The organism is Allobosea sp. LjRoot9 (assembly GCF_964252745.1).
In the GTDB taxonomy this organism is placed as follows: Bacteria; Pseudomonadota; Alphaproteobacteria; order Rhizobiales; family Beijerinckiaceae; genus Allobosea.
Map to the genome: position 1 here is coordinate 501,188 of NZ_CAXUPC020000003.1, position 23,382 is coordinate 524,569.

The window sequence follows — 23,382 nt, forward strand, 5'->3', positions numbered from 1 at the left end:
TTCGCGGCAGAAAGAGCCTGATGTTACCCGAAAACCGGGATCCGCTTTTCGCTAGGGCGGACCTTCGGCTCGGCATCCTGCTCCGAGGACAAGGAAGCGCGCGATCTAGACCACGCAACGCTGCGGAAGCAAGCGGCGAATCGCCGTTATCCTTGCTCAGGCGATGATATCGGGGGTCAAAGCGTCCTCGATCTGGGCGATGCGGTCCTTCAGATAGAGCTTGCGCTTCTTCAGGCGTTGCACCTGGATCTGGTTGACCGCGCCGACCCGCTCCAACGCGTCGATGGCGCTGTCGAGGTCGCGATGCTCCTCGCGCAGCCGTGCCAGTTCCGTCGTGAAAGCCTCGACCTCGTCAGGGCTGAGCTCGAATCCCATGAATCCATCTCGTGATCGCCGCAATCGGGCGCGACTATGCTGAGACGCCGCACGCGCCGCAAGAGCGCGGAGCCTGCGGCGGAGGCAGGAGCGCATCATATTCGCGCCTTCCGAGACATAGGCCGTTCACGATCACAGAATCTCATGGTGCGGCGCGAGATTGCCCCGCAGACGTGAAGCCGGCTCTGTGTCAGACTGTCTCGTCAACCGCTCATCAGGAGGATCCAGATGTCGCTGCAGACCCATCTCGTCGAGCTCGAACGGAAGCATCGTCAACTCGAAGAAGCCATCGCACAGGCTGTATCGAGCCCGTCCTCGGACGATCTCAGTGTGGTCGAGTTGAAGCGCAAGAAGCTGATGCTGAAGGAAGAGATCGAGCGGGTACGGCAGACGATGCCGGACCGAACTCTGCATTGAGGGCCTAAGGCGGGCCATTAGCGACCCGTTCTGGAGATTCTATTTCACGAGATCAGCCGGCCCCGCAAGGGGCCGGTTTTTCATTGGCGAAACCCGGTGGAGGCAGGCCCTCCCGCACTCCGCCGGCGGAGATTCGGCGCCATGTCGGGAGGGCCGGAACTTCTTTCTGCGTCGGATGTTGAAGGGGGCGTGCGGAAGCGAGGGAGGCTGTCTTGGGTATCGTCTGGACCATCATCGTCGGTTTCATCGCCGGCATCGTCGCGAAATTCATCATGCCGGGCCCGAACGAGCCTTCGGGCTTCGTGCTGACCACGATCCTCGGAATCATAGGGGCTTTTGTCGCGACCTATCTCGGCCAGTCGCTCGGCTGGTACGCGCCAGGCCAGGGGGCGGGGCTGATCGGCGCAATTGTCGGCGCGATCGTCGTGCTTCTCGTCTGGGGCATGATCAGCGGCCGCAATCGCGCCGTCTGATCGTAGCGATCTCATCCCGAAACAGGAGTTAGTGCCGTGAGTGATGACAACAGCAGCAGCGGCTTTCCGTCGATGACCGCACTTCTTGGACTTCTTGCCGTCGCCGGCTACCAGAACCGCGACAAGATCGCCGAATGGCTCGGCGGGCGAGGCCAGCCTGATGCCGGGCAGGTCGCCGGGCAAGTCTCTGCGCCGCAGCCGGGGCAGGCTGGAGCTGCGCCCCAGGGGAATGGCGGCCTTTTCGGCAGTCTCGGCGGCCTGCTGGGCGCCGGCGGGGCCGGGGCCGTGCTCAATAGCGGGCTTGGCGAGCTCGTCGACCGCTTCAAACAGGCGGGGCAGGGCGACAAGGCGGATTCCTGGGTGCAGCCGGGCCCCAACAAGGCGGTCGCGCCGGGCGATCTGGAGCAGGCTCTCGGGCCGGAGGCTCTCGACGCGATCGCGCGTCAGACCGGGCTGTCGCGCGCGGAACTGCTGGAACGGCTCGCGCGCGTGCTGCCGGAGGCGGTCGATCGTTACACACCCGACGGCAGCCTCAGCCGCTCCCCAGCTTAAAACGCCATCGATCGAGGCGGGTGCCACTTGGCGGCAAGGATTCTCCGCCTACTGCTCTGGCGCGGCTTGCGCCCGTTCGGCTGCTTCCGGCCGAACGGAGGGCTTGGCTGTAGCCTTGCCGAGAGGCGGCGCAGGGTCAGAGCGCGCGCGCCATTTCGCGCAGCTTGAACTTCTGGATCTTGCCCGTCGAGGTCTTGGGCACCTCGATGAAGACCACGGAGCGTGGGCATTTGAACGAGGCGAGCAGGCCTTTGCACCAGGCGATGATCTCGGCCTCGGTCACACTCTGTCCCGGCTTGAGTTCGACGAAGGCGCAAGGGGTCTCGCCCCATTTCTCATCGGGCCTGGCCACCACAGCGGCCGTCTGCACGGCCGGGTGCTTGTAGAGCGCATCCTCGACCTCGATCGAGGAGATATTCTCGCCGCCCGAGATGATGATGTCCTTGGAGCGGTCCTTGAGCTGAATATAGCCGTCGGCATAGCGCACGCCGAGATCGCCAGTGTGAAACCAGCCGCCTTCGAATGCCGCCTTGGTCGCCTTCGGGTTCTTGAGATAGCCCTTCATCACGACATTGCCGCGCATCATGACCTCGCCGAGCGTCGTGCCGTCATGGGGCATGGGCTCCATCGTCTCGGGATCGCGCACGTCGAGGCCTTCCAGTGCCGGGTAACGTACGCCCTGACGCGCCTTCAGCGTCGCCTGGTCGGCGGCCGGCAATGCGTCCCAATCCCGGTTCCATTCGTTGACGACCGCCGGGCCGTAGCATTCGGTCAGGCCGTAGAGATGGGTGACCTCGAAACCGGCCTGCTTCATCGCGCCGAGCACGGCTTCCGGGGGCGGGGCCGCAGCGGTGAAGAAGGCGACCTTTTGCGAGAAGTTGCGCTGCTCCTCCGGCCGGGCATTGAGCAGCGTCGACATCACGATCGGCGCGCCGCAGAGATGGGTGACGTGGTGGTCGGCGAGCGCGTCATACATCGCCTTGGCGCGGACCTGGCGCAGGCAGACATGGGTGCCGGCCAGGATCGAGATCGTCCAGGGAAAGCACCAGCCATTGCAGTGGAACATCGGCAGCGTCCAGAGATAGACCGGGTGCCTGCCCATGCTGCCGGTGATGACATTCGAGGTGGCGAGCAGGCTCGCGCCGCGATGATGGTAGACCACGCCCTTGGGGTCGCCGGTAGTGCCGGAGGTGTAGTTCAGCGCGATCGCGTCCCACTCGTCTGATGGCATCGCCCAGGCGAAATCGGCGTCGCCGGTTGCGAGGAAGTCCTCGTACTCGACCGTCCCGACACGCTCGCCGGGCCCGTCGTAGACCGGGTCGTCATAATCGATGACCAGCGGTTTTACCGTGCACAGCGCCAGCGCCTCTTTGATCGTCCTGGAGAATTCGCGGTCGGCGATCACGACCTTGGCCTCGCCATGGTCGAGCGAGAAGGCGATGATCGCGGCGTCGAGCCTTGTGTTCAGCGTGTTCAGCACGGCGCCACACATCGGCACGCCGTAATGGCATTCGAGCATGGCAGGCGTGTTGGGCAGCATGGCTGCGACGGTGTCGTTCTTGCCGATGCCGTGCTTCTGCAGCGCCGAGGCGAGGCGGCGCGAGCGGGCGTAGAACTCGGCGTAGGTCCGGCGCAGCGGGCCGTGGATGATGGCAACATGATCGGGGAAGACGCTCGCGGCGCGCTCCAGGAAGGGCAACGGCGTCAGCGGCTGGAAATTCGCCGGGTTGCGATCGAGGTCGGTGTCATAGGCGCTGATGGTCATGGTGGTGTCGTCTCCCTCGGCCGTGCGACAGCCTTAGCCTCTGCGGGCCTTGCGGGTAATCCATCCCTTTTTCCGAGAAGGCGCAATCGATGCCGGGCCTCAACCCAGCAGATGCAGCCCGCGCACGCCGTCGAAGACGAGCTTGCCCCCGACCGCCAGCAGCAGCCAGTAGATGATCGTGTAGAAGCGCTCGGCCGGGACGCGGCGCACCAGCCAGACGCCGGCGATAGTCGAGACGATCGCGACCGGAAACAGCGCAACCGAGGCGGTGAGGTTCGCCGTGGTGAACTGCCCGAGCGCGAGATAGGGGCCGAGCTTGATCAGGTTGAGCATGGCGAAGAAGATCGCGCCCGTGCCGACGAAGACGGCAGGGGCCAGGCGCTGCGGCATGACGTAGATCTGGAAGGGCGGGCCGCCGGCATGGGCGATCATGCTGGCAAAGCCGCAGAGCGCGCCCCAGAACGAGCCGGCGCCGTAGCTCGCCTGCGTCACCGGCGCTGCCGCCTTGCCGTCGCTCAGCATGCGGCGCAGCGCAAAACCCATCGAGATCAGCCCGATCGCGAGCCCCACTGCCGCGTCCGAAACCTTCGCCGCCAGCAGATAGCCGGCGAGGATGCCAAGCAGCGCGCCGGGCAGCAGCGTCGCGAGATTGCTCCGGTCGAATTCGCGGCGATAGGACCAGACCGTCACGACATCCTGCGAGATCAGCAGCGGCAACATGATCGCCGCCGCCTGGACCGGCGAGACGACGAGCGCCATCAGTGGCAGCGAAAGCAGGCCTAGCCCCGAGAAGCCGCCTTTCGACAGGCCCATCAGAATGACGGCGGGCACCATGGCGGCGAAGAAGGCGGGGTCGAGGATCATGGAGTCGGCATGGTTGCGTCACAGCGACGCAAGGACGGCTGAAAGGCCTCCATGCTGGGCGAAAGTCGCACGGCCCTGCGCTTGCGCCGGAAGGGGCGAATGCTCACGATCCCGCGCAAAATGAGCCTCCGCCGCTGTCGGTTGATCTGCGGGTGTAGGCCAGAACAGGGCGAAGAGGATACGCGTTCCATGAATGCCCCGCATGCAAGCGGCTACGCCGAAACCTATGCGCGCTGGCAGGCCGATCCGGAAGGATTCTGGGCGCAGGCCGCTCAGGCCGTCGACTGGATCAAGCCGCCCAAGGCGATTTTTGACGCGACGCAGGGAGCCTATGGCCGCTGGTTCCCCGATGCGACCTGCAACACCTGCTTCAACGCGCTCGACCGCCATGTCCGCGACGGCCGGGGCGAGCAGGCGGCGCTGATCTACGACAGCCCGGTCACCGGCGCGAAGGCGAGCTACACCTACGCGCAGGTGCTCGACGAGGTCGCGACGCTTGCCGCCGTCCTGCAGGATCTCGGCGTCGGCAAGGGTGACCGCGTCATCCTCTACATGCCGATGATCCCGGAGGCGGCTTTCGCGATGCTCGCCTGTGCGCGGATCGGGGCGGTGCATTCTGTGGTGTTCGGTGGTTTCGCGGCCAAGGAACTGGCGACGCGCATCGATGACGCCACGCCCAAGCTCATCCTGACCGCAACCTGCGGCATCGAGCCGAGCCGCGTCGTCGAATACAAGCCGCTGCTCGATGCGGCGATCGATCTGGCGCAGCACAAGCCGGAGACCTGCCTCGTATTGCAGCGGCCGCAAGCCGACGCCTCGATGCATGTCACCCGCGATAGGAACTGGCGCACGCTGACTGCGGCCGCCAAGGCTGCGGGCCGCAAGGCGGATTGCGTCGAGGTTGCCGCGACCGACCCACTCTATGTGCTCTACACTTCGGGCACGACGGGCCGCCCCAAGGGCGTGGTGCGCGACAATGGCGGCCATATGGTCGCGTTGAAATGGACGATGGACAATCTCTACGATGTGAAGCCCGGCGAGGTGATGTTCACCGCATCCGATGTCGGCTGGGTCGTCGGTCATAGCTACATCGTCTACGGGCCGCTGCTGCAGGGCGCGACGACTGTTCTCTACGAAGGCAAGCCGGTCGGCACGCCCGATCCCGGTGCGTTCTGGCGGGTCATCGCCGAGCACAAGGCGGTGGCCCTTTTCACTGCGCCCACCGCCTTCCGGGCGATCCGTAAGGAGGATCCGCAGGCGAAACATCTTGCCGACTACGATTTGTCGCATTTCCGGGCGTTGTTCCTGGCCGGCGAGCGGGCCGATCCCGATACGCTGAAATGGGCCGAGGAGGTGCTGAAGGTGCCGGTGATCGACCATTGGTGGCAGACCGAGACCGGCTCCTGCATCGTCGGCAATCCGATCGGGCTCGAATTGCTGCCGGTCAAGCCCGGCTCGCCGACCGTGCCGCTGCCGGGTTACGATGTGCAATGCCTCGACGAAGGCGGCCGGCCCGCGCCAGCCGGGACGATGGGAGCGATCGTGGTCAAGCTGCCGCTGCCTCCCGGCGCCCTGCCGACGCTGTGGCAGGATGACGAGCGCTTCAGGGAAGGCTACCTTGCGGCCTTCCCCGGCTACTACAACACGTCGGATGCCGGCTTCATCGATGCCGACGGCTATGTCTTCATCATGGGCCGCACCGACGACATCATCAATGTCGCCGGCCACCGGCTCTCAACCGGTGGCATGGAGGAGGTGCTGGCCTCGCATCCGGCCGTGGCGGAATGCGCCGTGGTCGGTATCAGGGACGCCCTCAAGGGCGAGCAGCCCTGCGGTTTCGTCGTGCTGAAATCCGGCGTGACCCAAAGCCCGGCCGAGATTGAGCGGGAGCTGGTGGCGCTGGTGCGCGACAGGATCGGCCCGGTAGCGGCTTTCAAGCTGGCCTTGACGGTGAACCGGTTGCCGAAGACGCGCTCGGGCAAGATCCTCCGCGCCACGATGAAGAAGATCGCCGATGGCGAGGACTATGCGATGCCTGCGACGATCGAGGATCCCGCCGTGCTGAGCGAAATCGGGGTAGCGCTGAAGGGCAGGGGGCTGGGGTAAGGGCGTGTCATTCCGGGGCGCGCCGAAGGCGCGAACCCGGAATGACGGTCAGAACCCGATCGTCGCGCCATTCCAGTTCAGCAGCCGCTCTGGCCACTCCAGCCGCATCAGGTCCTCGCCGATGATCAGCGGGCCGGCATAGCCTGCCTGCCTGACCTCGCGGGCGAGCGCGGCGGTGTCGGCGGCGGGCGGCACGAGATGGGTCAGCGCCAGCGCTCTTGCGCCGGAACGCTGTGCCAGCCCCGCCACCACCTCCGGCGTCATGTGGTAGCTCTGGACCGAGGCGACGGTCTCGGCGGAACGGACGCCTGCGACGACCGGCATCTGGCTTGAGATGAAGACCTCGCAGACGAGCAGGTCGCAGCCCTGTGCCGCCCGCTCCAGCGACGGCGTCAGCCGCGTGTCGCCGGAGAAGACGATGCGGCTATCGCCATGGGAAAAGGACAGCCCGAAGGCCGGCTCGACCGGCTTGTGATCGACGAGGAAGGCCTCGATCGCGAGGTCACCGAGGCCCGATACGATCCCCTCGTGCAGCTCCTCGAAGATGACCTCCAGCCCGGTGGCGTCAGGGCGTTTCTCGAAGGCAATGCGCAGGGCGCGTTCGCGGGCGAAGGCCCCGTATTGCCCGCGCATATTGGCGAGCGCCGGGGCCGGGGCCATGACGCGCCAGGGCTTGCTACGGCCCTGATGCCAGGAGGAGACGACGAGCTGGTAGAAATCGACCAGATGGTCGGAGTGCTCATGGGTGACGATGAGCAGGTCGATATCGGCGCCCTGGTGACCGGCGGCGACGAGGCGCTGGCTGACGCCCGAGCCGCAATCGACCAGCACTTTGCACCCCACTGCCTGGATCAGATGCGAGGGGCCGGCGCGGCGCAGGCTGACTGGCGGTGCACCGGTGCCGAGGAAGGTGAAAGCTAGCGTGTCATCCATCATGGCGCGAGGCTGTCAGGCGGCGAGCATCTTCGCAAGTCGGGCGACGCGTAGGCGATATAGTCGAGACCACGCAGGCGCTGGCCCGCCTCACTGCCCGCTTCAAAATGGAAGGCGGGCCAATCCCCATTGCAAGGGGAGTGGCCCGCCAGGTCGCTTAAGCCTAGGAAACGCCAGGAGAAGCTCAGTCTTCCTCGTCTTCCTCGGCCGGGCGCTTGAGCTGCTTCAGCTTGGAGAAGACCGAATCGACGTCGATGGCCTCTTCTTCCTGACGCTTCGGCTTGCCCATATCGGCGAAGGTCTGGTTGAGCGCGGGCGCTGGCGCGGTCGTCTCCTCGGCGGGGAGCAGAGTCGAGCCGATTTCGGCGATCGCGGCAGGACGGTCCTTGGCGGCGCGGCCGACCTCGAAATCGAGATCGATCTGCGAGCACAGGCCGAGGCTGACCGGATCGATCGGCGACAGGGTCTGGGCGTTCCAGTGGGTGCGGTCGCGAATCTGGGCGATGGTCGACTTGGTCGTGCCGATCAGGCGGATGATCTGCGCGTCCTTGAGCTCGGGGTGGTTGCGTAGCAGCCAGAGGATCGCGTTGGGGCGGTCCTGGCGCTTGGAGACCGGGGTGTAGCGCGGCCCCTTGGACTTCTTCATCTCCGGCACCTTGACCCTGCGCTCGGCGAGCTTGAGGTGGTGGCTCGGGTTCTTGGCGGCGCGCTCGAGCTCTTCGCGGGTGAGCTGGCCCGAGGTGATCGGGTCGAGGCCCTTGATGCCGGCGGCGACTTCGCCATCAGCGATGCCGCGCACTTCGAGCGGGTGGAGTTTGCAGAACTCGGCGATCTGCTCGAAGGTCAGGGAGGTGTTCTCGACGAGCCAGACCGCGGTGGCCTTCGGCATCAGCGGGGGTTGTGACACGGGACGTCTCCTGAATCTCGAAAGCCGGTCTCAGACCGGGTCAGCGTCGCGGACAATAGCTCTCATGCGCAGACCGGCCTCCTCGGCCGGCCATCCAAATCATCGACGATGAACAGGATGGCGCGGCTTATAGGCAAAGCCGGGGCGGGTGTCCATGAAAAGCGTGAGCCGACCCGTCATTGCTTTGCCGTGCTCGCAATGACGATAGGCCTCACATCGTCAGCACGATCTTGCCGATATGGGCATTGCTTTCCATCAGCGCGTGGCCGGCGGCGGCGTCAGTGAGCGGGAAGGTCGCGTGGATCACCGGCTTGCAGCGCCCGGCCTCGATCAGCGGCCAGACCTTGGCCTCGAGTTCGGCGGCGATCCCGGCCTTCTCGGCGATGGTGCGCGGTCGCAGCGTCGAGCCGGTATGGGTCAGGCGCTTCATCATCAGCCTGCGGTAGTCGACCTCCGCTTTCGGACCGTTGAGGAAGGCGATCTGGACGATGCGGCCGCTCTCGGCCGCGGCGTCGTAATTGCGGTTGATATAGTCGCCGCCGACCATGTCGAGGATGAGATCGACGCCGCGCCCGCCGGTTGCCTCCTTGGCGGCCGCGACGAAATCCTGCTCGCGGTAATTGATCGCATGGTCGGCGCCGAGGTCGCGGCAGGCCTGGCATTTCTCCGCTGAGCCCGCGGTCGCCAGCACCTTCGCGCCAAAGGCCTTGGCGAGCTGGATTGCGGTGGTGCCGATGCCCGATGTGCCGCCATGGACCATGAAGCTCTCGCCGGCTTGCAGGCGGCCGCGCTGGAAGACGTTGGTCCAGACGGTGAAATAGGTCTCAGGGATGGCGGCCGCCTCGATCAGCGAGAGCCCGGCCGGCACGGGCAGCGCGTTGCTTTCGTGGACCACGGCATACTCGGCATAGCCGCCGCCGGCGACGAGCCCGCAGACCTTGTCGCCGAGCTTGAAGCGGCTGGCGCCCTCGCCGAGCGCGACGACCGTGCCGGCGATCTCAAGGCCGGGAATATCCGAGGCGCCGGGTGGTGGCGCGTATCCGCCCAATCGCTGGAGCACGTCGGGACGGTTGATGCCGGCGGCGGCGACCGCGACCAGCACCTCGCCGCGTCCCGGCTGCGGCACGGGCCGCTTCCAGGCCTGGAGAACCTCGGGGCCTCCTGGAGCCTCGAAGCCGATTGCGGTCATCGTCTGGGGCAAGGCGGTCATCGGGTTCCGGTCCTGTACGAAAGAGCTGAAGCGGGGGGCTGTGCGGGAGGTGTCGGCCCGCGCATCGGGCGAGAGTGAAGTTGCGGGCGCGTAGTGCTTTGATCTTGCATCGGCTTGTCCCGAAAACCGGTTCCCACTTTTCGGACCGATGCACTACTCTGCGCCGCCATCGAGTTGTCGAATGTGAGGCCGCCATGTCGATCTTTCCAGAGGATGACCGTCCGAAGCTGAAATCCGTGCATGAAATAGGGCAGGATCTCTCGATGCTGTCGCTGGCCGAGATCGACCAGCGCGTCGAGGCGCTGAAGGCCGAGATCGAGCGGCTGGCCGAGGCCCGGGCCAAGAAGGACGCTTCGCGTTCGGCGGCCGACGCCTTCTTTCGCAAACCGGATTGAGCCAGCCTTCTGCCCTTGCGTCATTAAGGGTCTCTTAACGATTCCAAAGTATGAATCGCATTGTCCAGTTTGTCTGGATGTCGAGTGGCTCCTGCCCACTCTGTTTGACGCCTCCCTGTTGACCTTCGAGCCGCCCCAGGGCGGCTCTTTTTTCGGTTGCATTACCTCGTTAAGGTTAACCCAATCTTACCGCAGCCCTGATCGCGCTTCGGCGTTATCCTTGCGGTGTTGTCGGCCTGAAGCGTTGCCGCGTCCCTGACGCGAACGCTGTTGTGCCGAAGGGGGACACCGCGATGAACGATGTGCTGATGCTGGAGCCGCAGGTTGACGATGGCGCGATCTCCTTTGCGCGCGGCTTCGTCAAATCCGACGCCTTCATGCTGCTGTTTCGCGAGGGCATGGGGCTGGTCGAGCAGACGGCATCCTATCTCGACGGCGACGGGCGGGCCGAGTCGGCGGCCCTGCCGCGCGATGTCGCGCTGACCTACGCCACCGAGAGCATGCGCCTGACGACGCGATTGATGCAAATCGCCTCCTGGCTGCTGGTCCAGCGCGCCGTCGCCGAAGGCGAGATGACGGCCGAGCAGGCCCGCGCCGAGAACAACAAGGTCAGGATGTCCGACGCCGCGGGGCAGCCCGCCCATGACGAGGTGGCTCGCCTGCCGCAGGCGCTGCGCGATCTGATGGCGCATTCGGTCCGCCTGCAGGAGCGCATCCGCCATCTCGAAGGCCAGATGTCGGGCACCGGCCTTGCCCGCGAGCAGGCCAATCCGGTGCAGGACCAGCTCGCCAACCTGCAGGCGCGGCTGGGTCTTGGCCGCTAGAGCAGGATGCGAAAAAGTGGGCACCGGTTTTTCGCATTGATCCTGCTCTCGCTCTTAGATGAGAGACGGATTCAGATTTCAGGCGGGATCACTTGGTGATCCCGCCTGAAATCATCCGGCTCTTGGCCATCTCGCAGGCGCGACCAATCGCCGCCGAAACGTAAAAAGGCCCGGCCGATTTGGCCGGGCCTTTTTGATTTAAATCAGGGGCGACCGTAGCCGATCGCCGCTAAATCACTTCTTGCCGAGAGCGCCGAACGCGCCAAAGCGGGAATTGAAGCGCGAAACACGGCCGCCGCGGTCGAGCATGTGCTGCGTGCCGCCGGTCCAGGCCGGGTGGGTCGTCGGATCGATGTCGAGATTGAGGGTGTCCCCCTCCTTGCCGAGCGTCGAACGGGTGAAGTATTCCGTGCCATTGGTCATAACGACCTTGATGGTGTGGTAGTCGGGATGGATGCCGGTCTTCATGGCGAAATCCTCAATCGATAAAAACGGGCCTGCCTCGATCAGCGGGCATGGATAGTCGGCCCGTCGAATAATTTCGTATGAGCCTGTCTGTGAAGTCGCCAGCGCCATAGCGCAGGCGGGCCGGCAGTGCAAGCATGACAGGACAAAGACGCGTGGCCGAAGCCAATAAAGACGATACCAAACCGAGGCTCGATTTCCGCTCGCTGTCCTCGTTCTGGCCTTATGCGCTGGCCCAGAAGGGTCGGATCGCGCTCGCCCTGCTGGCGCTGGTCGTGGCTTCAGCCGCGACGCTGGTTCTGCCGCTGGCCGTGCGCCGCGTCATCGATGTCGGTTTTTCCGGCGGCGAGCAGCGAATGGCCAACAGCTATTTCCTCGTTCTCGTCGGCATCGTCGCAATCCTGGCGCTGGCGAGTTCGGCGCGCTTCTACCTCGTCATGACGGTGGGCGAACGCATCGTCGCCGATCTGCGCTCGGACGTCTTCGCGCATCTGACCAAGCTCGAGCCGGCCTTCTTCGATTCGAGCCGGGCGGGCGACCTCGTCTCGCGGCTCACCGCCGATACGACGCAGATCAAGTCGACTTTCGGTTCCACGGCCTCGATCGCGCTGCGCAACGGCATCATGGTCATCGGCGCGCTCGGCCTGATGATCTTCACCAGCCCGCAGCTCTCGGCCATCGTCATTGCCGCGATCCCGGTCATCGTCCTGCCGCTGGTGTTGTCGGGCCGCTCGGTGCGCCGGCGCGCGCGGGCGGCGCAGGACCGGCTCGCCGACGCCTCGGCCTTCGCCTCGGAAGCGGTCGGTGCGATCCGTACCATGCAATCCTTCGGGGCCTCGCAGCAGACGGCGGCGCGTTTCGCCGCGGCCTCGGACGATGCCTTCGGCGCCTCGCGCTCGGCCACTGCCTCGCGCGCGCTGCTCTCGGGCGTCGCGATCTTCCTGGTCAGCGCCAGCGTCGTCTGGGTCTTGTGGACCGGCGCAACCGAGGTGTTCGAAGGCCGCATGACCGGCGGGCGGCTGTCGCAGTTCATCCTCTATGCGGTGATGGCGGCAAGCTCGCTCGGCCAGCTCTCGGAGGTCTATGGCGAGATCTCGGCTGCTGCCGGCTCCGCTGGGCGCCTCGGCGAAATCCTGGCGATGCAACCCGCCATCGCCGCCCCGCCGAATCCGCGGCCGATGCCGCTGCCTTCGCGTGGCGAACTCTCCTTCGAGCAGGTCTCCTTTGCCTATCCCGGTCGCAGCCTGTCCGCGTTGCACGGGCTCAGCTTCAAGGTCCGGCCCGGTGAGCGCGTCGCGCTGGTGGGACCTTCAGGGGCGGGCAAGAGCACGGTGCTGCAATTGGCGCTGCGCTTCTACGATCCCGCCAGCGGCCGCGTCGTCGTCGATGGCGTCACCGGGCCGGAGGCCGATCCCGAGGATTGGCGCCAGCGCTTCGCATTGGTGCCGCAGGAGCCGACGGTGTTCGGCGTCTCCGTTGCCGACAACATCGCCTATGGCCGGCCCGAGGCCAGCCGCACCGAGGTCGAGAATGCAGCGCGGCTTGCCGCCGCAGACGGCTTCATCCGCAGCCTGCCGCAGGGCTACGACACCATCGTCGGCGAACGCGGCGTCACGCTTTCGGGAGGCCAGCGCCAGCGCCTGGCGATCGCGCGTGCGGTGCTGAAGGACGCGCCGATCCTGCTGCTCGACGAGGCGACGAGCGCGCTCGATTCCGAGAGCGAGCGGGCCGTGCAGGATGCGCTCGATCGATTGATGCAGGGCCGCACCACCCTGGTCGTCGCCCATCGCCTCGCCACCATCCTCTCGGCCGACCGCATCCTGGTGATGGATGAGGGACGCGTCGTGGAGGACGGGACCCATGCCGAACTCAAGGCGCGCGGCGGGCTCTATGCGCGGCTGGCGGCGCTGCAGTTCGGGCTGGAGGCGGCGTAAAGGCGCTTCCTCCCGTCGTTGCGAGCACCCGGGTCTTGCCTTCGGCAAGCCCGAGTACAGGCTCCGCGAAGCAATCCAGTGTCGTAGAGCGCTATGCCCCCTGGATTGCTTCCTCGGCTTCGCCTCCTCGCAATGACGGAAAGCGCCTCAACCCTCCGCGCCGTGCGTGCGCGGATAGGCGTTGCGCTCCGGTGGCGTCCACCCGGTGAGCAGCGCGGGCTCGGTCGCGAAGATCTCGACCTTGAGCGGGTAGCAGGCGGCCGCGTCGCTTGAATGGCTCGCGCTGCAATCGCCACCGGGGCAAGCCGAGAGCGCGCCGATGAGGTCGATCTCGGCGAAGAACTCGATGTAGTCGCCCGGGCGGACCGGGCTCGCCTTCATGAAATACTGGTGCGTGTCGCGGGTGAAGCCTGTGCACATGAAAACGTTGAGCACGTCGTGGACGTGCTGCTCGACCTCGCGCGCCGGGACGCCCTTGGCGGCGCCGAGCGCGCGGGCGAGGTTCGAATGGCAGCAATGATGATAGTCGCCGCCGCTCAGGAGCCGGTTGGTGTAGGGGTCGCAGCGCGTGCCGATGACATCGTGGATGCCGCCGCCATCTTCGTCCCAGCCATACCAGCCGAGCGTATCATGCGTGATCGTCGCCATCGGCCGCAATGAGGGCAGGGTGCTCCAGAGCCGGTTGCCTGTGCCGAGATGGGTTGCGTGCAGGGCCCGCGTCTTGCCGCTGAAGAAGCGCTCGGAGAGATCGTCGGTGTTCCAGAGATTGAGGTCGCCGACCTGCGGGCCCTCGATGCTGGTGATGCGGAAGAAATGGCCCTTGGGCACGTGGAAGGCGCGCCCGTCGCGGGGTGGGACGATGACCTCGTCGAGCTTGGTCAGGCTTTGGCGCGCCGCCTGCAGCATCGCCATGTCGACGCTGGGCAAGGTCGCGTTGGGATAGACCACCACGGCGGGCTTGCTGCGCCGCTCGGCGGCATCGGCCGGGGCTGCTGTCGTCACTGCGTCCTGCATGGTCCCAATCCGTGAAGGTGGCATGTTTCGTCTCTACCTGCGTCAAGCTGTTTCGGCGAAGGCCCGGATCGTCATGGCGGCCGCGCCGACCGCCTTGATCGGAACGGCGAAGAAGCGAAAGCCCGATGTCGGCAAGTGATCGAGATTGCGCAGATTCTCGACGATGAGGATATCCTGGCCGAGCAGGATCGAATGGGCCGGCCGCGCCGGATCGTGACGGGTATCGACATTGGTCGTGTCGACCCCGAGCAGGCGCGCGCCGCGGGTGCGAAGCGCCTCGATCACATCCGCGTCGATGAAGGGATAGTCGTCATAGGCCGGCTTTCCCCAATGGGCGTCCCAGCCGAAGCGGATCAGCACGGCGAGGCCCGAGAGGTCGGCGGGCAGGTCGATGCGGCTAAGCCCGATGCGCTCGCCGGGGCGCGCGGCGGCGACGCTGAGGCACAGCCCTGGCAGGACGAGCTCGTCGAGGCTCAACGCCGCGATGTCGCGGCGCTCCTTCCAGCGGTGCCGCGGCGCGTCGAGATAGGTGCCGATCGAGGTCTGGAAAAATACCTCGGTGATCTCGAAACTGGCCTTGCCCTCATAGAACGGCGCGGAGGCCTCATGCGTCACGAAGGGCCTGATCGCGGCGGTGAACTGCTTGACCTCGCCGTCGCGCCGCAGCGAGAAGCCGGGCATGCCGTCGGTAAAGTCATGGCTGAGGTCGACGAGAGGCATCGCGGCAGGATTCCGGATTCGGGGAAGGCCAAGTAAGGCTGATCGGAATGCCAGCGCAATCTTCGATTTCTTGCGCCAAGGGCAAGTATGACTTAGCCTCGACGGCATGAGATATCCTCCCCTTGGCGGCTTGCGCGCCTTCGAGGCGGCGGCCCGCCATGAAAGCTTCGCGGCTGCCGCCGCCGAGCTGAACCTGACGGCGGCTGCCGTCAGCCAGCATGTGCGTGCGCTTGAGCTGTGGCTGGGCGTCCCGCTGTTCCTGCGTCATCCGCGCGGCGTGGCGCCGACGGCTGCCGGGAGGGATTTCGGCGCGGCCGTCTCGCATGGGCTGACGCATATCGCGCTCGCGGCAGGGCAGATCGCCGCGAAGACGCGCCGGACCCTGGTCAGCCTGGCCTGCCTGCCCTCGGTTACGACACGCTGGCTGATTCCGCGCCTGCCGCTGTTCCGGGCAACCCATCCGGAGATCCAGCTCAATCTGGTCTATGCGCTCGATGCGCGCAGTCCGGCCCAGGCCGGCGTCGACCTGCTGATCCAGCATGGACCCCGGCCTGGTGCAGGCGCGACCGCGATCCTCAGCGCTGCCACGCGCCCGACCTGCTCACCCGAATTCCTGGCCCGGCACGGGCCTTTCGCGGCTGCGCGCGACCTGTTGGCCGCCGAGTTGCTCCATGACGAGACCCAGTCTGCCTGGGGGCGCTGGTTCGCCGCCGCCGGGCTGAACGCCCCGATCGGGGGCGGGCCGATCTTTGCTGACTTCAACCTCCTGGTCGCCTCGGTCATCGCCGGGCAGGGCGTCGGGTTGTGCCCGACCTCGCTCATCGCCGATGAACTCCAGCGCGGTAGCCTGACGACGCTGTTCGAGCAGCCCTCCGACGAGGACAAGCAGTACTGGCTACTGGAGGCGGGCGGCCTGTCGCGTGAGGCGGCGATCCTGCGCGACTGGCTCGTTGCCATGAGCCGGGGCTGAGATCCCGCTGCTAGAGCGCTTTCGAGCGAAGTGGATACCGGTTCGCGTGAAGAAAGCGCGTTAAAACAATGATCTAGAGCAATTGAACGATCCAACTGGATCGGAAATTGCTCTAGTCGCATGTCCCGATCAGGACACTACCTCGGTGGAAGCGCCGCATAATAGGCAGCGAGCGCTGCGATCTCGTCGAGCGACATGGCACGGGCCATGAAGCGCATCTCCTTGTGGGCGCGCTTGCCCGAGCGGAAGGCCAGCATCTGGTTGGCGAGATAACGTTCGTTCTGACCGGCGAGATGCGGCACTTCGCTGTCGCGCGCGATCCCGTCCAGGCCATGGCAAGCGGCGCAGCCCTCGACTGAGGAGGCACGGGGCTCGGCGCAAACGGGCGAGGCCGCGAGCACCAATGCCAGCGCGAGCCAGAACGCCCCAGTCGGCCGCCGGTTCAGAATAGGCATCGGATCGGCCCCTTCAGTCTTCGCGAGCCATCACTGCGTCATCAGCCATATGGCTGCACGAGGCACAAAGAAGGGGGCTATTTCGTTGAGCCGAAGTCAATGGGACATCAGCACCGGTACCGTCATCGCCTCTAGGATCGAGCGGCTTACGCCGCCCAGGATCGCCTCGCGCAGGCGCGAATGGCCATAGGCGCCCATGACCAGCAGGCCGGAGCCATTGTCGGCCACATGCGAGAGCAAGGTATTGGCGACAGAGATCTCGCTGTGAAAAGCCCGGTATTCGGCCTCGATGCCGTGGCGCAGGAGATGGCGGGTGATCGCCTTGCCATCGCTGTCTTCGGCCGTGCGGGACACGTTCACCACCTCGACCTTGTTCGCCATGCACAGCAGCGGCAGGGAATCGGCCATGGCGCGCGCGGCAGCGACGCTGCCGTCCCAGGCCACGGTCACAAGGTCGAGCCGCAAGGCGGAGGGGCCGATATAGGGCACGATCAGGATAGGACGGCCCGTCTTGAGCAGCAGACCTTCCAGATAGAGATCCGAGGGCTTGGGCTTGCCCGGTTCCTGCTGCTCAATAACGGTCAGATCGGAGCGGCGAACCGCTGCGTACAGGATATCGTGGCCGGCGCCATTCGGGTTGCAGACAAGGGCGTCGTCGAGCGGAACCTGGGCAGCTGCTGCATCCTGCTTGAACCTGGCGGCCGTGCCCTGAGCCGCCTGAATTGCGCTTTCCTGCTCGGCGACGGCCAGATCATAGCGGACCTCGGAATAGGCGGCTGCGTTGAAGGGCCCCTCCGCTGCGACCGAGACCGCGGTGATCACGGCGCGCAGCTCCTTGGCGAGCGCGAGCGCGAACGGAACCGCCCGCCGACCGGTCTCGTCCAAAACGACAACGATATCCTTGATCATGGCCGATGCCTCTGCCGCTATGCTGGATCAACGGCAGGCATTTTCAGCCGATCCGCGGCCTGCGCCTTGATGCAGCGCAAAGTCGCGGCGACCGAGGACGCGCGAGCGGGGTCAGCGCTCGGTGATCTTGAACTCGATGCGCCGGTTGCGGCGCCAGGCCTCGTCGTTGTTGGCGACGTCGAGCGGCTGGAATTCGCCGAAGCCGGTCGCGGCGATGCGGTCGTTGGGGAGGCCGCGCGTAATCAGGTACTCGACCACCGCCACCGCGCGCGCGGTCGAGAGGCTCCAGTTCGAAGGGAATAGGGCTGAGCGGATCGGACGGTTGTCGGTATGGCCGTCGACGCGCAGGATCCAAGGAATATCCGGGGGCATCTCGCGGCCGAGATCGACTAGGATCGCGGCGAGCTTGTCGAGTTCGCCGCGACCTTCCGGCTTCAGCACAGCCTGGCCGGCGTCGAAGAAGACCTCGGACTGGAAGACGAAGCGGTCGCCGACGACGCGGATGTCGGGCCGCGTGCCGAGCACCTGGCGCAGGCGGCCGAAGAAGTCGGAGCGGTAGCGCGCCAGTTCCTGCACGCGCTGGGCCAGCGCCACGTTCAGCCTGGAGCCGAGCTCGGAGATGCGCGCCTGCGATTCCTTGTCCTTGGTCTCGGAGGCGTTGAGCGCCTGCTCCAGCGCCGCGAGTTGGCGGCGCATCGCCAGGATCTGCTGGTTGACCAGATCGACCGTCGCCTGGGCGCGGGCCGAGAGCTGCTTCTCGCTCTCGAGCGCCTTCTGGGTCTCGGAGAGCTGGGCCGGCGCGTCGCTGGCTTGCGCATCGAGCAGGCCCTGGACACGGCTGCGCTCGCCCTGCTCGCGCGTGAGTGTCGACTGCAACAGGGTCAGGTTTTCCTGCGCCTGCCGGTTCGAGGAGCGCTCCAGCGCGAGCAAATCGGTCAGTTCCGAGATCTGGCGGTTGAGGCGGTCGAGCGCGGTGTCCTTGCCGGTCAACTCCTGCGACAGGAAGAACTGACCGAGCACGAAGACCGAGAGCAGGAAGACGATGCCGATCAGCATCGTCGAGAGCGCATCGACGAAGCCGGGCCAGAAATTGATCTCGTCACGGCGGTGGGAGCGGGAAAGGGCCATGCTTAGCGGCTCCTGCGGATCAGGGCGTTGTTCCGAGCGTGTCGTGTCTGCGCGCTCATGGCTCCGTGACGTGGTCTGCGGTCAATCTCTCGATCAGGCGCTTCATGTCCTTCTCGCGCGAGGCCTGCGCCTCGACCCAGTCGCGAATGAGCTGCTGCTCCGCGCGCATATGCTGGACGAGACCCTGGATGCCCTCGGCGAGGTTGGAGAGCGCCTGGGTCGCGGCGCGGTTGTTGGCTCCGCTCTCGGCCATGGCCGCGCTGAGCTTGTCGAAGCGGTCGTTCAGCGCGTCGCCCGTGAAGGGCTGGGAGGCGGTGATCGAAGTGGCGCTGGCTGTGCGCGTGCCGAGCCAGCTCTCGATCTCGTTGCGGAAGCGGCGCTGGGCCTGGGCGACCTGCAATTCCAGGAAGCCGAGGATCAGCGAGCCGGCGATGCCGAAGAGCGAGGAGGAGAAGGACAGGCCCATGCCGGCGAGCGGGGCGGCGAGGCCGGCCTTGAGCTCGTCGAAGAGCACGCCGGCTTCCGCGCCGGTGCGCAGCGACTTGATGACGGAGCCGACGGAGGAGACCGTGTCGAGCAAGCCCCAGAAGGTGCCGAGCAGGCCGAGGAAGACGAGCAGCCCGGCGAGATAGCGCAAGACCTCGCGGCCGTCATCGAGCCTGACCGCGATCGATTCCAGAACGGTCGAGGCCTGGGCAGGGGCGAGGCTGCCGCGATCGAGTTGAGGCAGCACGCCGCTGAGCGGGGCGATGACCTGATGACGCTTGACCTCCGCCTGCAGCGGCGCGGCGGCGAGGCGGGTGGCGGCGCGGGCCTCGCTATAGAGGCGCCAGAGCTCGCGCAGCGCGATCAGCACGCCGACGAAGAGCGAGCCGAGGATCAGGCCGTTCAGGCCGGGATTGGTCATGAAGGCGGTGGCGAGACCGCCTTGCAGGATGTAGCCGAGGAAGCCGATCAGCGCGAGGAACAGGAGCGCGCGGACGACATAGCGCAACGGACGCGAAAAGCGGGTCTCCTCCCGCATCGTTGCGACCGTGATCTTCTCGGCCGCTATGCCCTCATCCGCCATGCTTCGTCTTCCGTTCAGGTCTTGCCGCCTGCGGGACTGTCGCCTCCAGCGCCGCCGGGATCAAGCGTGAAAGAGCAAAGATATATGTCAGCCTGCCGACTTGAGCGCCGCGCGCAGTGACTGTTCACCGACTTCATTGCCGCAGATGATGTCTTTGGCACTGGTCGGCTGCTTGCCGTCGAGCGTGCCGAAGGTGCCGCCGGCCTCACGGATCATCACGGCACCGGCCGCGAAATCCCAGGTGTTGAGGCCGCGTTCCCAATAGGCGTCCATGCGGCCTGCCGCGACATAGGCGATGTCGAGCGCGGCCGAGCCCATGCGCCGGACATTGGCGAAGCGCGTCATCACCGCGCCCAGCTCATGCAGGAAGAGCGGGTGCCCGCCCTTGCCGATATGGGGCACGCCCATGCCGATCAGCATCTCGGCGGGCTCGCGGCGGCCCGAGACGCGCATGCGGCGGTTGTTGACATAGGCGCCCTTGCCCTTCTCGGCGATGAAGAGTTCGTCCTTGGCGGCGTCATAGACCACTCCGGCGATGAACTGGTTGTCGCGCTCGAGCGCGACCGAGATGTTCCAGTGCGGGATGCCGCGCAGGAAGTTGTGGGTGCCGTCGAGCGGGTCGATGTGCCAGCGGTTGCTCTCGTCGGTGCCCTGGACGACGCCGCTCTCCTCCATGACAAAGCCGTAGCCGGGGCGGGCCTTCTCCAGCGCGGCGCGGATGATCTCCTCGGCTTTGGTGTCGGCCTTGGAGACGAAATCGCCGGGGCCCTTGGCGAGCACCTGCAAATTCTCGATTTCGCCGAAATCGCGCTTCAGCGAGCGGGACGCCTTCATCACGGCGTCCGTCATCACGGTCATCAGGGGGGAGCGGATCATCGATACCTCAGGGTGCAGCAGCCGAACGGCGGCGTCGTGACGCCGGTCAAGATGTAAAAGAGCTGGCCGGAACGTCCCGAGCCCTCATCCCGAGGAGCAGCATAGCGGCTCCTCGGGATGAGGGCTGAAGATGTCAGCCTCGAAGTTCAGCCGGTCACTTGCTCGTCTGGCCGGGCGACGTCAAGGCCGCGCCTTCGATCCGGGTCGCGGCGAGCGCCGCGGCGCGGCCCTGCTGCTCGGGATTGAGGCGGTCGAAAAGCTGGTCGAGACCGGCATCGTCCAGCCCCCGGGCGCGGGCGGCGAGGTGCCAGGCGGCGGCCTCGATCGAGTCGGGCGCGATGCCGCGGCCGGACTGGTAGAGCCGCGCCAGCCGGTTCTGGGCGATCGGGTTGCCCTGGTTCGCGGCGCGCAGGAAGAGCCTGGCGGCGGCGGTCTCGTCCTTGGCGACGCCGGTGCCGTTGAACAGCATGATCGCGTATTCGACCTCGCCGGGCACATTGCCGACCTGGGATGCCTTGGCCATCCATTCGGCGGCCTTGGTCTCGCTCTGGGGCAGGCCGCGTCCCTGCTTGGAGAGGATGCCGAGCGCCATGAGCGCGTCGCCGATACCGGCGTTCGCTGCGATCTCCAGGCAAGCGATGGCGCGCTTGTCGTCCTCTTCTTTACCCGTCGCGAGCAGAGCGAGGGCGAGGTTGTAATTGGCGGCGGGGTGGCCGGCGGCGGCCGCCTTGCGCAGCAGCGTGCCGGCGCGTTCGGGATCGCGCTTGCCGCTGCGCTCGTCGAGGAGGGCGGATGCGAGTGCATAAGCCGCGTTGATGTCGCCGCGCGCGGCTGCGCGGTCATACCATTCGGTTGCGATCTTCTGGCTTTCGGGCACGCCGAGCCCCAGGCGATAGATCTCGCCGAGCAGGGTCATGGCGGCGGCGTCGTTATTGTCGGCCTCGACGCGCTTCAGCGCCTCGTCCAGGGCGCGGCGGTAATGGCCGGCCTGATAGGCGCCGTAAGCCAGATCGGGCTCGGCGGCGCTGGCTGCGGCCGTCGTTCCCAGGAGCATGCCGGCGAGCACGAGGCCGCGGCAGGTCCGGTTCATCGCGCGGCCTTTCGGGCGGCGTGGGCCGCGATGGCGACATTGGCCTGCGTCACCAGCGCGCGAATGTCGCAGGCTTCGTCGAAGGCCCAGGCGCCGAGCGCGACGAATTCCGCTCCGGTCTCGACCAGAGCTGCAATCGATTCGGCGTCCGGTGCATAGGCGACGCAGGGCGTCTCGAAGATCTCGGCCCACCAGGAGGCGCGCTCGATCACCGCGGCCAAGGGCGGCAATGAGCCGTCCGGGCGCGGCTCGCCAAACATCACATAGTCGACGCCCGCCTCGCCGATATCCATGGCGTCGTGGCGCGCGCGCAAGGAGCCTGCGCCGATGATACGCTCGTTCTTCAGGCTGGAGCGCGCCTCGGCGACGGCTTCCGGCCCGTTGGTGAGGTGGACGCCGTCGGCACCGCCGCGCGTGGCGACAAGAGCGGGGGCCTCGACGATGAGCGCGACATTGGCCGACTGGACGGGGCCGACGAGGCGTTTGACGCGCTCGATCTTGCTGCGTTCGTCGCCCTCGGAGAGGCGCAGCAGCACGGCCGCGACGTCGCCGCCGGCGAAGGCCTGCATCAGGCGGAAGGCCATCGCCTCGGCGTCCGCGACAAGCGGGGTGACGAGCATCAGGCGGGTGGGTGTGGGTGCGTTGGTCATGATCGTGCGCGCAAACGGCCCATGAGTGCGTCCAATGTCAAGACACCAAGCCCGATGACGAGACTCCAGAAGGCCGAGCCGACGCCAAACAGCGAGAGGCTCGAGGCCGCGACAGCGAAGGCGAGGACGGCGGCGAAGCGCTCCTTATCGGAGGACATGGCCTGTCCGAGCGCGCCGGTGAGCGAGCCGACGAGGCCCAGCCCCGCGACGGCAATGATCAGCGCCTTGGGCATGGCGATGATGAAGGCAAGCAGGAGGCCGGCGCAGGCCGCGATGGCCAGCCAGAGGAAACCGTAGACGACGCCGGCCTTCCAGCGCTGGGCGGGGTCGGGATGAGTGTCGGGGCCAGTGCAGATCGAGGCGCTGATCGCAGCCATGTTGACCATATGGGCGCCGAACGGGGCGGTGAGGAAGGAGGCCAGGCCGGTGACGAAGAGGCTCGCCGTCGTCGGCGGCTGATAGCCCGCCGCGCGCAGGACGGCGAAGCCGGGCAGGTTCTGGGCCGCCATGGTGACGAGATAGAGCGGGACGCCGACGCCGAGCATGGCGGCAATATCGAAGCGCGGCGTGACGAATTCGAGGCCGCTCAACGACAAAGGCCCGGCGGGCCAACTGGCAAGGCCGCCCAGGAAGCTCAGGACGAGGCCGGCGCCCAGCGCCGCGATGACGCCGAGGAACGGGTTGATCAACCGCGCCAGCAGGAAGACCGCGAGCAGGGGCAGCACGAGCGCGGGGCTCAGCCGCATCTCGTCGAACACCGCGACGACGAAGCGGAAGATCACGCCGGCAAGCATGGCCGCCGCGATCGGCATCGGAATGCGCTCGATCAGGGCGCCGAGCGGCCGGAACGCCGCGGTCAGCATCATCAACAGCGCCGCCAGCAGGAAGGCCCCGATGGCGGTCGCGAGGTCGAGCCCGCTCGTCGCCGCGATCAGGGCTGCGCCGGGCGTCGACCAGGCGCAGATGATCGGGAGCTTGTGGCGCCAGGACAGCCAGATGCTGGCGAGGCCCTTGGCGATGGCGAGGCCGGCGATCCAGGACACGGTCTGGGCCGGCGTCGCGCCCACGGCCTGGGCAGCGGCAAGCACCACGGCGACGGCCGCCGCGAAACCGACGAAGGCCGCGACCAGCGCGGAGAAGACGATCGACATGGGCGCTCTTGCGACGCTCTCGCGAAAGGGCGACGACGCGCCCGGGGCGTCCCTTCAATCAGAAAAGCCGGAGCGTCGGAAGCCTTGCGACATCCTGCGGCCATGAAGTGCGCGCGGACCGGAGCCTTTC

General features: G+C 66.6%; 25 protein-coding genes. 8 read left to right on the forward strand and 17 right to left on the reverse strand.

Features of this window, described 5'->3' with window-relative positions; all coding sequences use genetic code 11:
- Nucleotides 1–156: 156 nt before the first annotated feature.
- Nucleotides 157–375: a YdcH family protein gene (locus ACSQ3P_RS16860; RefSeq protein WP_069693008.1), complete on the reverse strand. Its 219-nt coding sequence runs from the start codon at nt 373–375 to the stop codon at nt 157–159.
- A 228-nt stretch (nt 376–603) separates the two neighbouring features.
- Between ACSQ3P_RS16860 and ACSQ3P_RS16865 the strand changes: the two genes are divergently transcribed.
- The 3 genes from ACSQ3P_RS16865 to ACSQ3P_RS16875 all read left to right on the forward strand — a co-directional run bounded on the left by ACSQ3P_RS16865 (nt 604) and on the right by ACSQ3P_RS16875 (nt 1,817).
- Entirely contained in the window at nt 604–792 is a 189-nt protein-coding gene (locus ACSQ3P_RS16865; RefSeq protein ID WP_092167646.1) for a YdcH family protein, read from the forward strand.
- Nucleotides 793–1,004: 212 nt separating this feature from the next.
- A complete protein-coding gene (locus ACSQ3P_RS16870) occupies nt 1,005–1,265 on the forward strand; it encodes a GlsB/YeaQ/YmgE family stress response membrane protein (RefSeq protein WP_069693006.1) in 261 nt (86 codons plus the stop codon).
- A 72-nt stretch (nt 1,266–1,337) separates the two neighbouring features.
- Nucleotides 1,338–1,817 carry a YidB family protein gene (locus ACSQ3P_RS16875; protein ID WP_436166758.1) on the forward strand — a complete coding sequence of 160 codons (480 nt, stop codon included), beginning with the start codon at nt 1,338–1,340 and terminating at the stop codon, nt 1,815–1,817.
- A 136-nt stretch (nt 1,818–1,953) separates the two neighbouring features.
- On the opposite strand, the gene ACSQ3P_RS16880 is transcribed toward ACSQ3P_RS16875, so the two are convergent.
- Both ACSQ3P_RS16880 and ACSQ3P_RS16885 read right to left on the reverse strand, forming a co-directional pair.
- Nucleotides 1,954–3,582, reverse strand: coding sequence for an acyl-CoA synthetase (locus tag ACSQ3P_RS16880; protein WP_436166677.1), 1,629 nt, complete (start codon nt 3,580–3,582; stop codon nt 1,954–1,956).
- Between the two features lie 99 nt (nt 3,583–3,681).
- Nucleotides 3,682–4,446, reverse strand: a complete 765-nt coding sequence (locus tag ACSQ3P_RS16885) for a sulfite exporter TauE/SafE family protein (RefSeq protein ID WP_436166678.1) — start codon at nt 4,444–4,446, stop codon at nt 3,682–3,684.
- Between the two features lie 189 nt (nt 4,447–4,635).
- Between ACSQ3P_RS16885 and ACSQ3P_RS16890 the strand changes: the two genes are divergently transcribed.
- Nucleotides 4,636–6,552 (forward strand): propionyl-CoA synthetase, encoded by a 1,917-nt coding sequence (locus ACSQ3P_RS16890; protein ID WP_436166679.1) that lies wholly within the window; start codon nt 4,636–4,638, stop codon nt 6,550–6,552.
- A gap of 48 nt (nt 6,553–6,600) precedes the next feature.
- Here ACSQ3P_RS16890 and ACSQ3P_RS16895 read toward each other — a convergent pair whose 3' ends face one another.
- The 3 genes from ACSQ3P_RS16895 to ACSQ3P_RS16905 all read right to left on the reverse strand — a co-directional run bounded on the left by ACSQ3P_RS16895 (nt 6,601) and on the right by ACSQ3P_RS16905 (nt 9,602).
- Nucleotides 6,601–7,488 (reverse strand): MBL fold metallo-hydrolase, encoded by an 888-nt coding sequence (locus tag ACSQ3P_RS16895; protein WP_436166680.1) that lies wholly within the window; start codon nt 7,486–7,488, stop codon nt 6,601–6,603.
- A 181-nt stretch (nt 7,489–7,669) separates the two neighbouring features.
- Complete coding sequence (locus tag ACSQ3P_RS16900) at nt 7,670–8,392, reverse strand: DUF1013 domain-containing protein (RefSeq protein ID WP_436166681.1); 723 nt, start codon at nt 8,390–8,392, stop codon at nt 7,670–7,672.
- A gap of 211 nt (nt 8,393–8,603) precedes the next feature.
- Nucleotides 8,604–9,602 (reverse strand): NAD(P)H-quinone oxidoreductase, encoded by a 999-nt coding sequence (locus ACSQ3P_RS16905; RefSeq protein ID WP_436166682.1) that lies wholly within the window; start codon nt 9,600–9,602, stop codon nt 8,604–8,606.
- A 194-nt stretch (nt 9,603–9,796) separates the two neighbouring features.
- Between ACSQ3P_RS16905 and ACSQ3P_RS16910 the strand changes: the two genes are divergently transcribed.
- A complete protein-coding gene (locus tag ACSQ3P_RS16910) occupies nt 9,797–9,997 on the forward strand; it encodes a DUF1192 domain-containing protein (RefSeq protein WP_436166683.1) in 201 nt (66 codons plus the stop codon).
- A 293-nt stretch (nt 9,998–10,290) separates the two neighbouring features.
- A complete protein-coding gene (rcdA, locus tag ACSQ3P_RS16915; RefSeq protein ID WP_436166684.1) occupies nt 10,291–10,821 on the forward strand; it encodes a protease adaptor protein RcdA in 531 nt (176 codons plus the stop codon).
- A gap of 234 nt (nt 10,822–11,055) precedes the next feature.
- On the opposite strand, the gene rpmE is transcribed toward rcdA, so the two are convergent.
- Complete coding sequence (gene rpmE / locus ACSQ3P_RS16920) at nt 11,056–11,289, reverse strand: 50S ribosomal protein L31 (protein ID WP_069692997.1); 234 nt, start codon at nt 11,287–11,289, stop codon at nt 11,056–11,058.
- A 134-nt stretch (nt 11,290–11,423) separates the two neighbouring features.
- On the opposite strand from rpmE, the gene ACSQ3P_RS16925 reads away from it, so the two are divergent.
- On the forward strand, nt 11,424–13,220 hold the full coding sequence (locus tag ACSQ3P_RS16925) for an ABC transporter transmembrane domain-containing protein (RefSeq protein ID WP_436166685.1): 1,797 nt from the start codon (nt 11,424–11,426) through the stop codon (nt 13,218–13,220).
- Nucleotides 13,221–13,367: 147 nt separating this feature from the next.
- On the opposite strand, the gene ACSQ3P_RS16930 is transcribed toward ACSQ3P_RS16925, so the two are convergent.
- Together ACSQ3P_RS16930 and ACSQ3P_RS16935 are read right to left on the reverse strand one after the other, a co-directional pair.
- Entirely contained in the window at nt 13,368–14,234 is an 867-nt protein-coding gene (locus tag ACSQ3P_RS16930; RefSeq protein ID WP_436166686.1) for an urea carboxylase-associated family protein, read from the reverse strand.
- A 42-nt stretch (nt 14,235–14,276) separates the two neighbouring features.
- Nucleotides 14,277–14,954 (reverse strand): cyclase family protein, encoded by a 678-nt coding sequence (locus tag ACSQ3P_RS16935; RefSeq protein ID WP_436166687.1) that lies wholly within the window; start codon nt 14,952–14,954, stop codon nt 14,277–14,279.
- Between the two features lie 106 nt (nt 14,955–15,060).
- On the opposite strand from ACSQ3P_RS16935, the gene ACSQ3P_RS16940 reads away from it, so the two are divergent.
- Nucleotides 15,061–15,924 (forward strand): LysR family transcriptional regulator, encoded by an 864-nt coding sequence (locus ACSQ3P_RS16940; RefSeq protein ID WP_436166688.1) that lies wholly within the window; start codon nt 15,061–15,063, stop codon nt 15,922–15,924.
- Nucleotides 15,925–16,061: 137 nt separating this feature from the next.
- Here ACSQ3P_RS16940 and ACSQ3P_RS16945 read toward each other — a convergent pair whose 3' ends face one another.
- The 8 genes from ACSQ3P_RS16945 to ACSQ3P_RS16980 form a co-directional block, all read right to left on the reverse strand.
- Nucleotides 16,062–16,379, reverse strand: coding sequence for a c-type cytochrome (locus ACSQ3P_RS16945; RefSeq protein WP_436166689.1), 318 nt, complete (start codon nt 16,377–16,379; stop codon nt 16,062–16,064).
- A 96-nt stretch (nt 16,380–16,475) separates the two neighbouring features.
- Nucleotides 16,476–17,288, reverse strand: a complete 813-nt coding sequence (locus tag ACSQ3P_RS16950) for a universal stress protein (protein WP_436166690.1) — start codon at nt 17,286–17,288, stop codon at nt 16,476–16,478.
- Between the two features lie 111 nt (nt 17,289–17,399).
- Nucleotides 17,400–18,416, reverse strand: a complete 1,017-nt coding sequence (locus ACSQ3P_RS16955) for a peptidoglycan -binding protein (RefSeq protein WP_436166691.1) — start codon at nt 18,414–18,416, stop codon at nt 17,400–17,402.
- A gap of 55 nt (nt 18,417–18,471) precedes the next feature.
- A complete protein-coding gene (locus tag ACSQ3P_RS16960; RefSeq protein ID WP_436166759.1) occupies nt 18,472–19,440 on the reverse strand; it encodes a flagellar motor protein MotA in 969 nt (322 codons plus the stop codon).
- Nucleotides 19,441–19,572: 132 nt separating this feature from the next.
- Nucleotides 19,573–20,361: an inositol monophosphatase family protein gene (locus ACSQ3P_RS16965; RefSeq protein ID WP_069692992.1), complete on the reverse strand. Its 789-nt coding sequence runs from the start codon at nt 20,359–20,361 to the stop codon at nt 19,573–19,575.
- Nucleotides 20,362–20,515: 154 nt separating this feature from the next.
- Nucleotides 20,516–21,451 (reverse strand): tetratricopeptide repeat protein, encoded by a 936-nt coding sequence (locus ACSQ3P_RS16970; RefSeq protein ID WP_436166692.1) that lies wholly within the window; start codon nt 21,449–21,451, stop codon nt 20,516–20,518.
- The gene (locus ACSQ3P_RS16975; protein ID WP_436166693.1) at nt 21,448–22,101 is read right to left on the reverse strand and encodes a thiamine phosphate synthase; all 654 of its coding nucleotides are present in this window, start codon (nt 22,099–22,101) and stop codon (nt 21,448–21,450) included. The genes ACSQ3P_RS16970 and ACSQ3P_RS16975 overlap by 4 nt, the downstream gene beginning before the upstream one ends.
- Entirely contained in the window at nt 22,098–23,252 is a 1,155-nt protein-coding gene (locus ACSQ3P_RS16980; RefSeq protein ID WP_436166694.1) for a benzoate/H(+) symporter BenE family transporter, read from the reverse strand. Before ACSQ3P_RS16980 ends, ACSQ3P_RS16975 begins: the two co-directional genes overlap by 4 nt.
- Nucleotides 23,253–23,382: the final 130 nt, after the last annotated feature.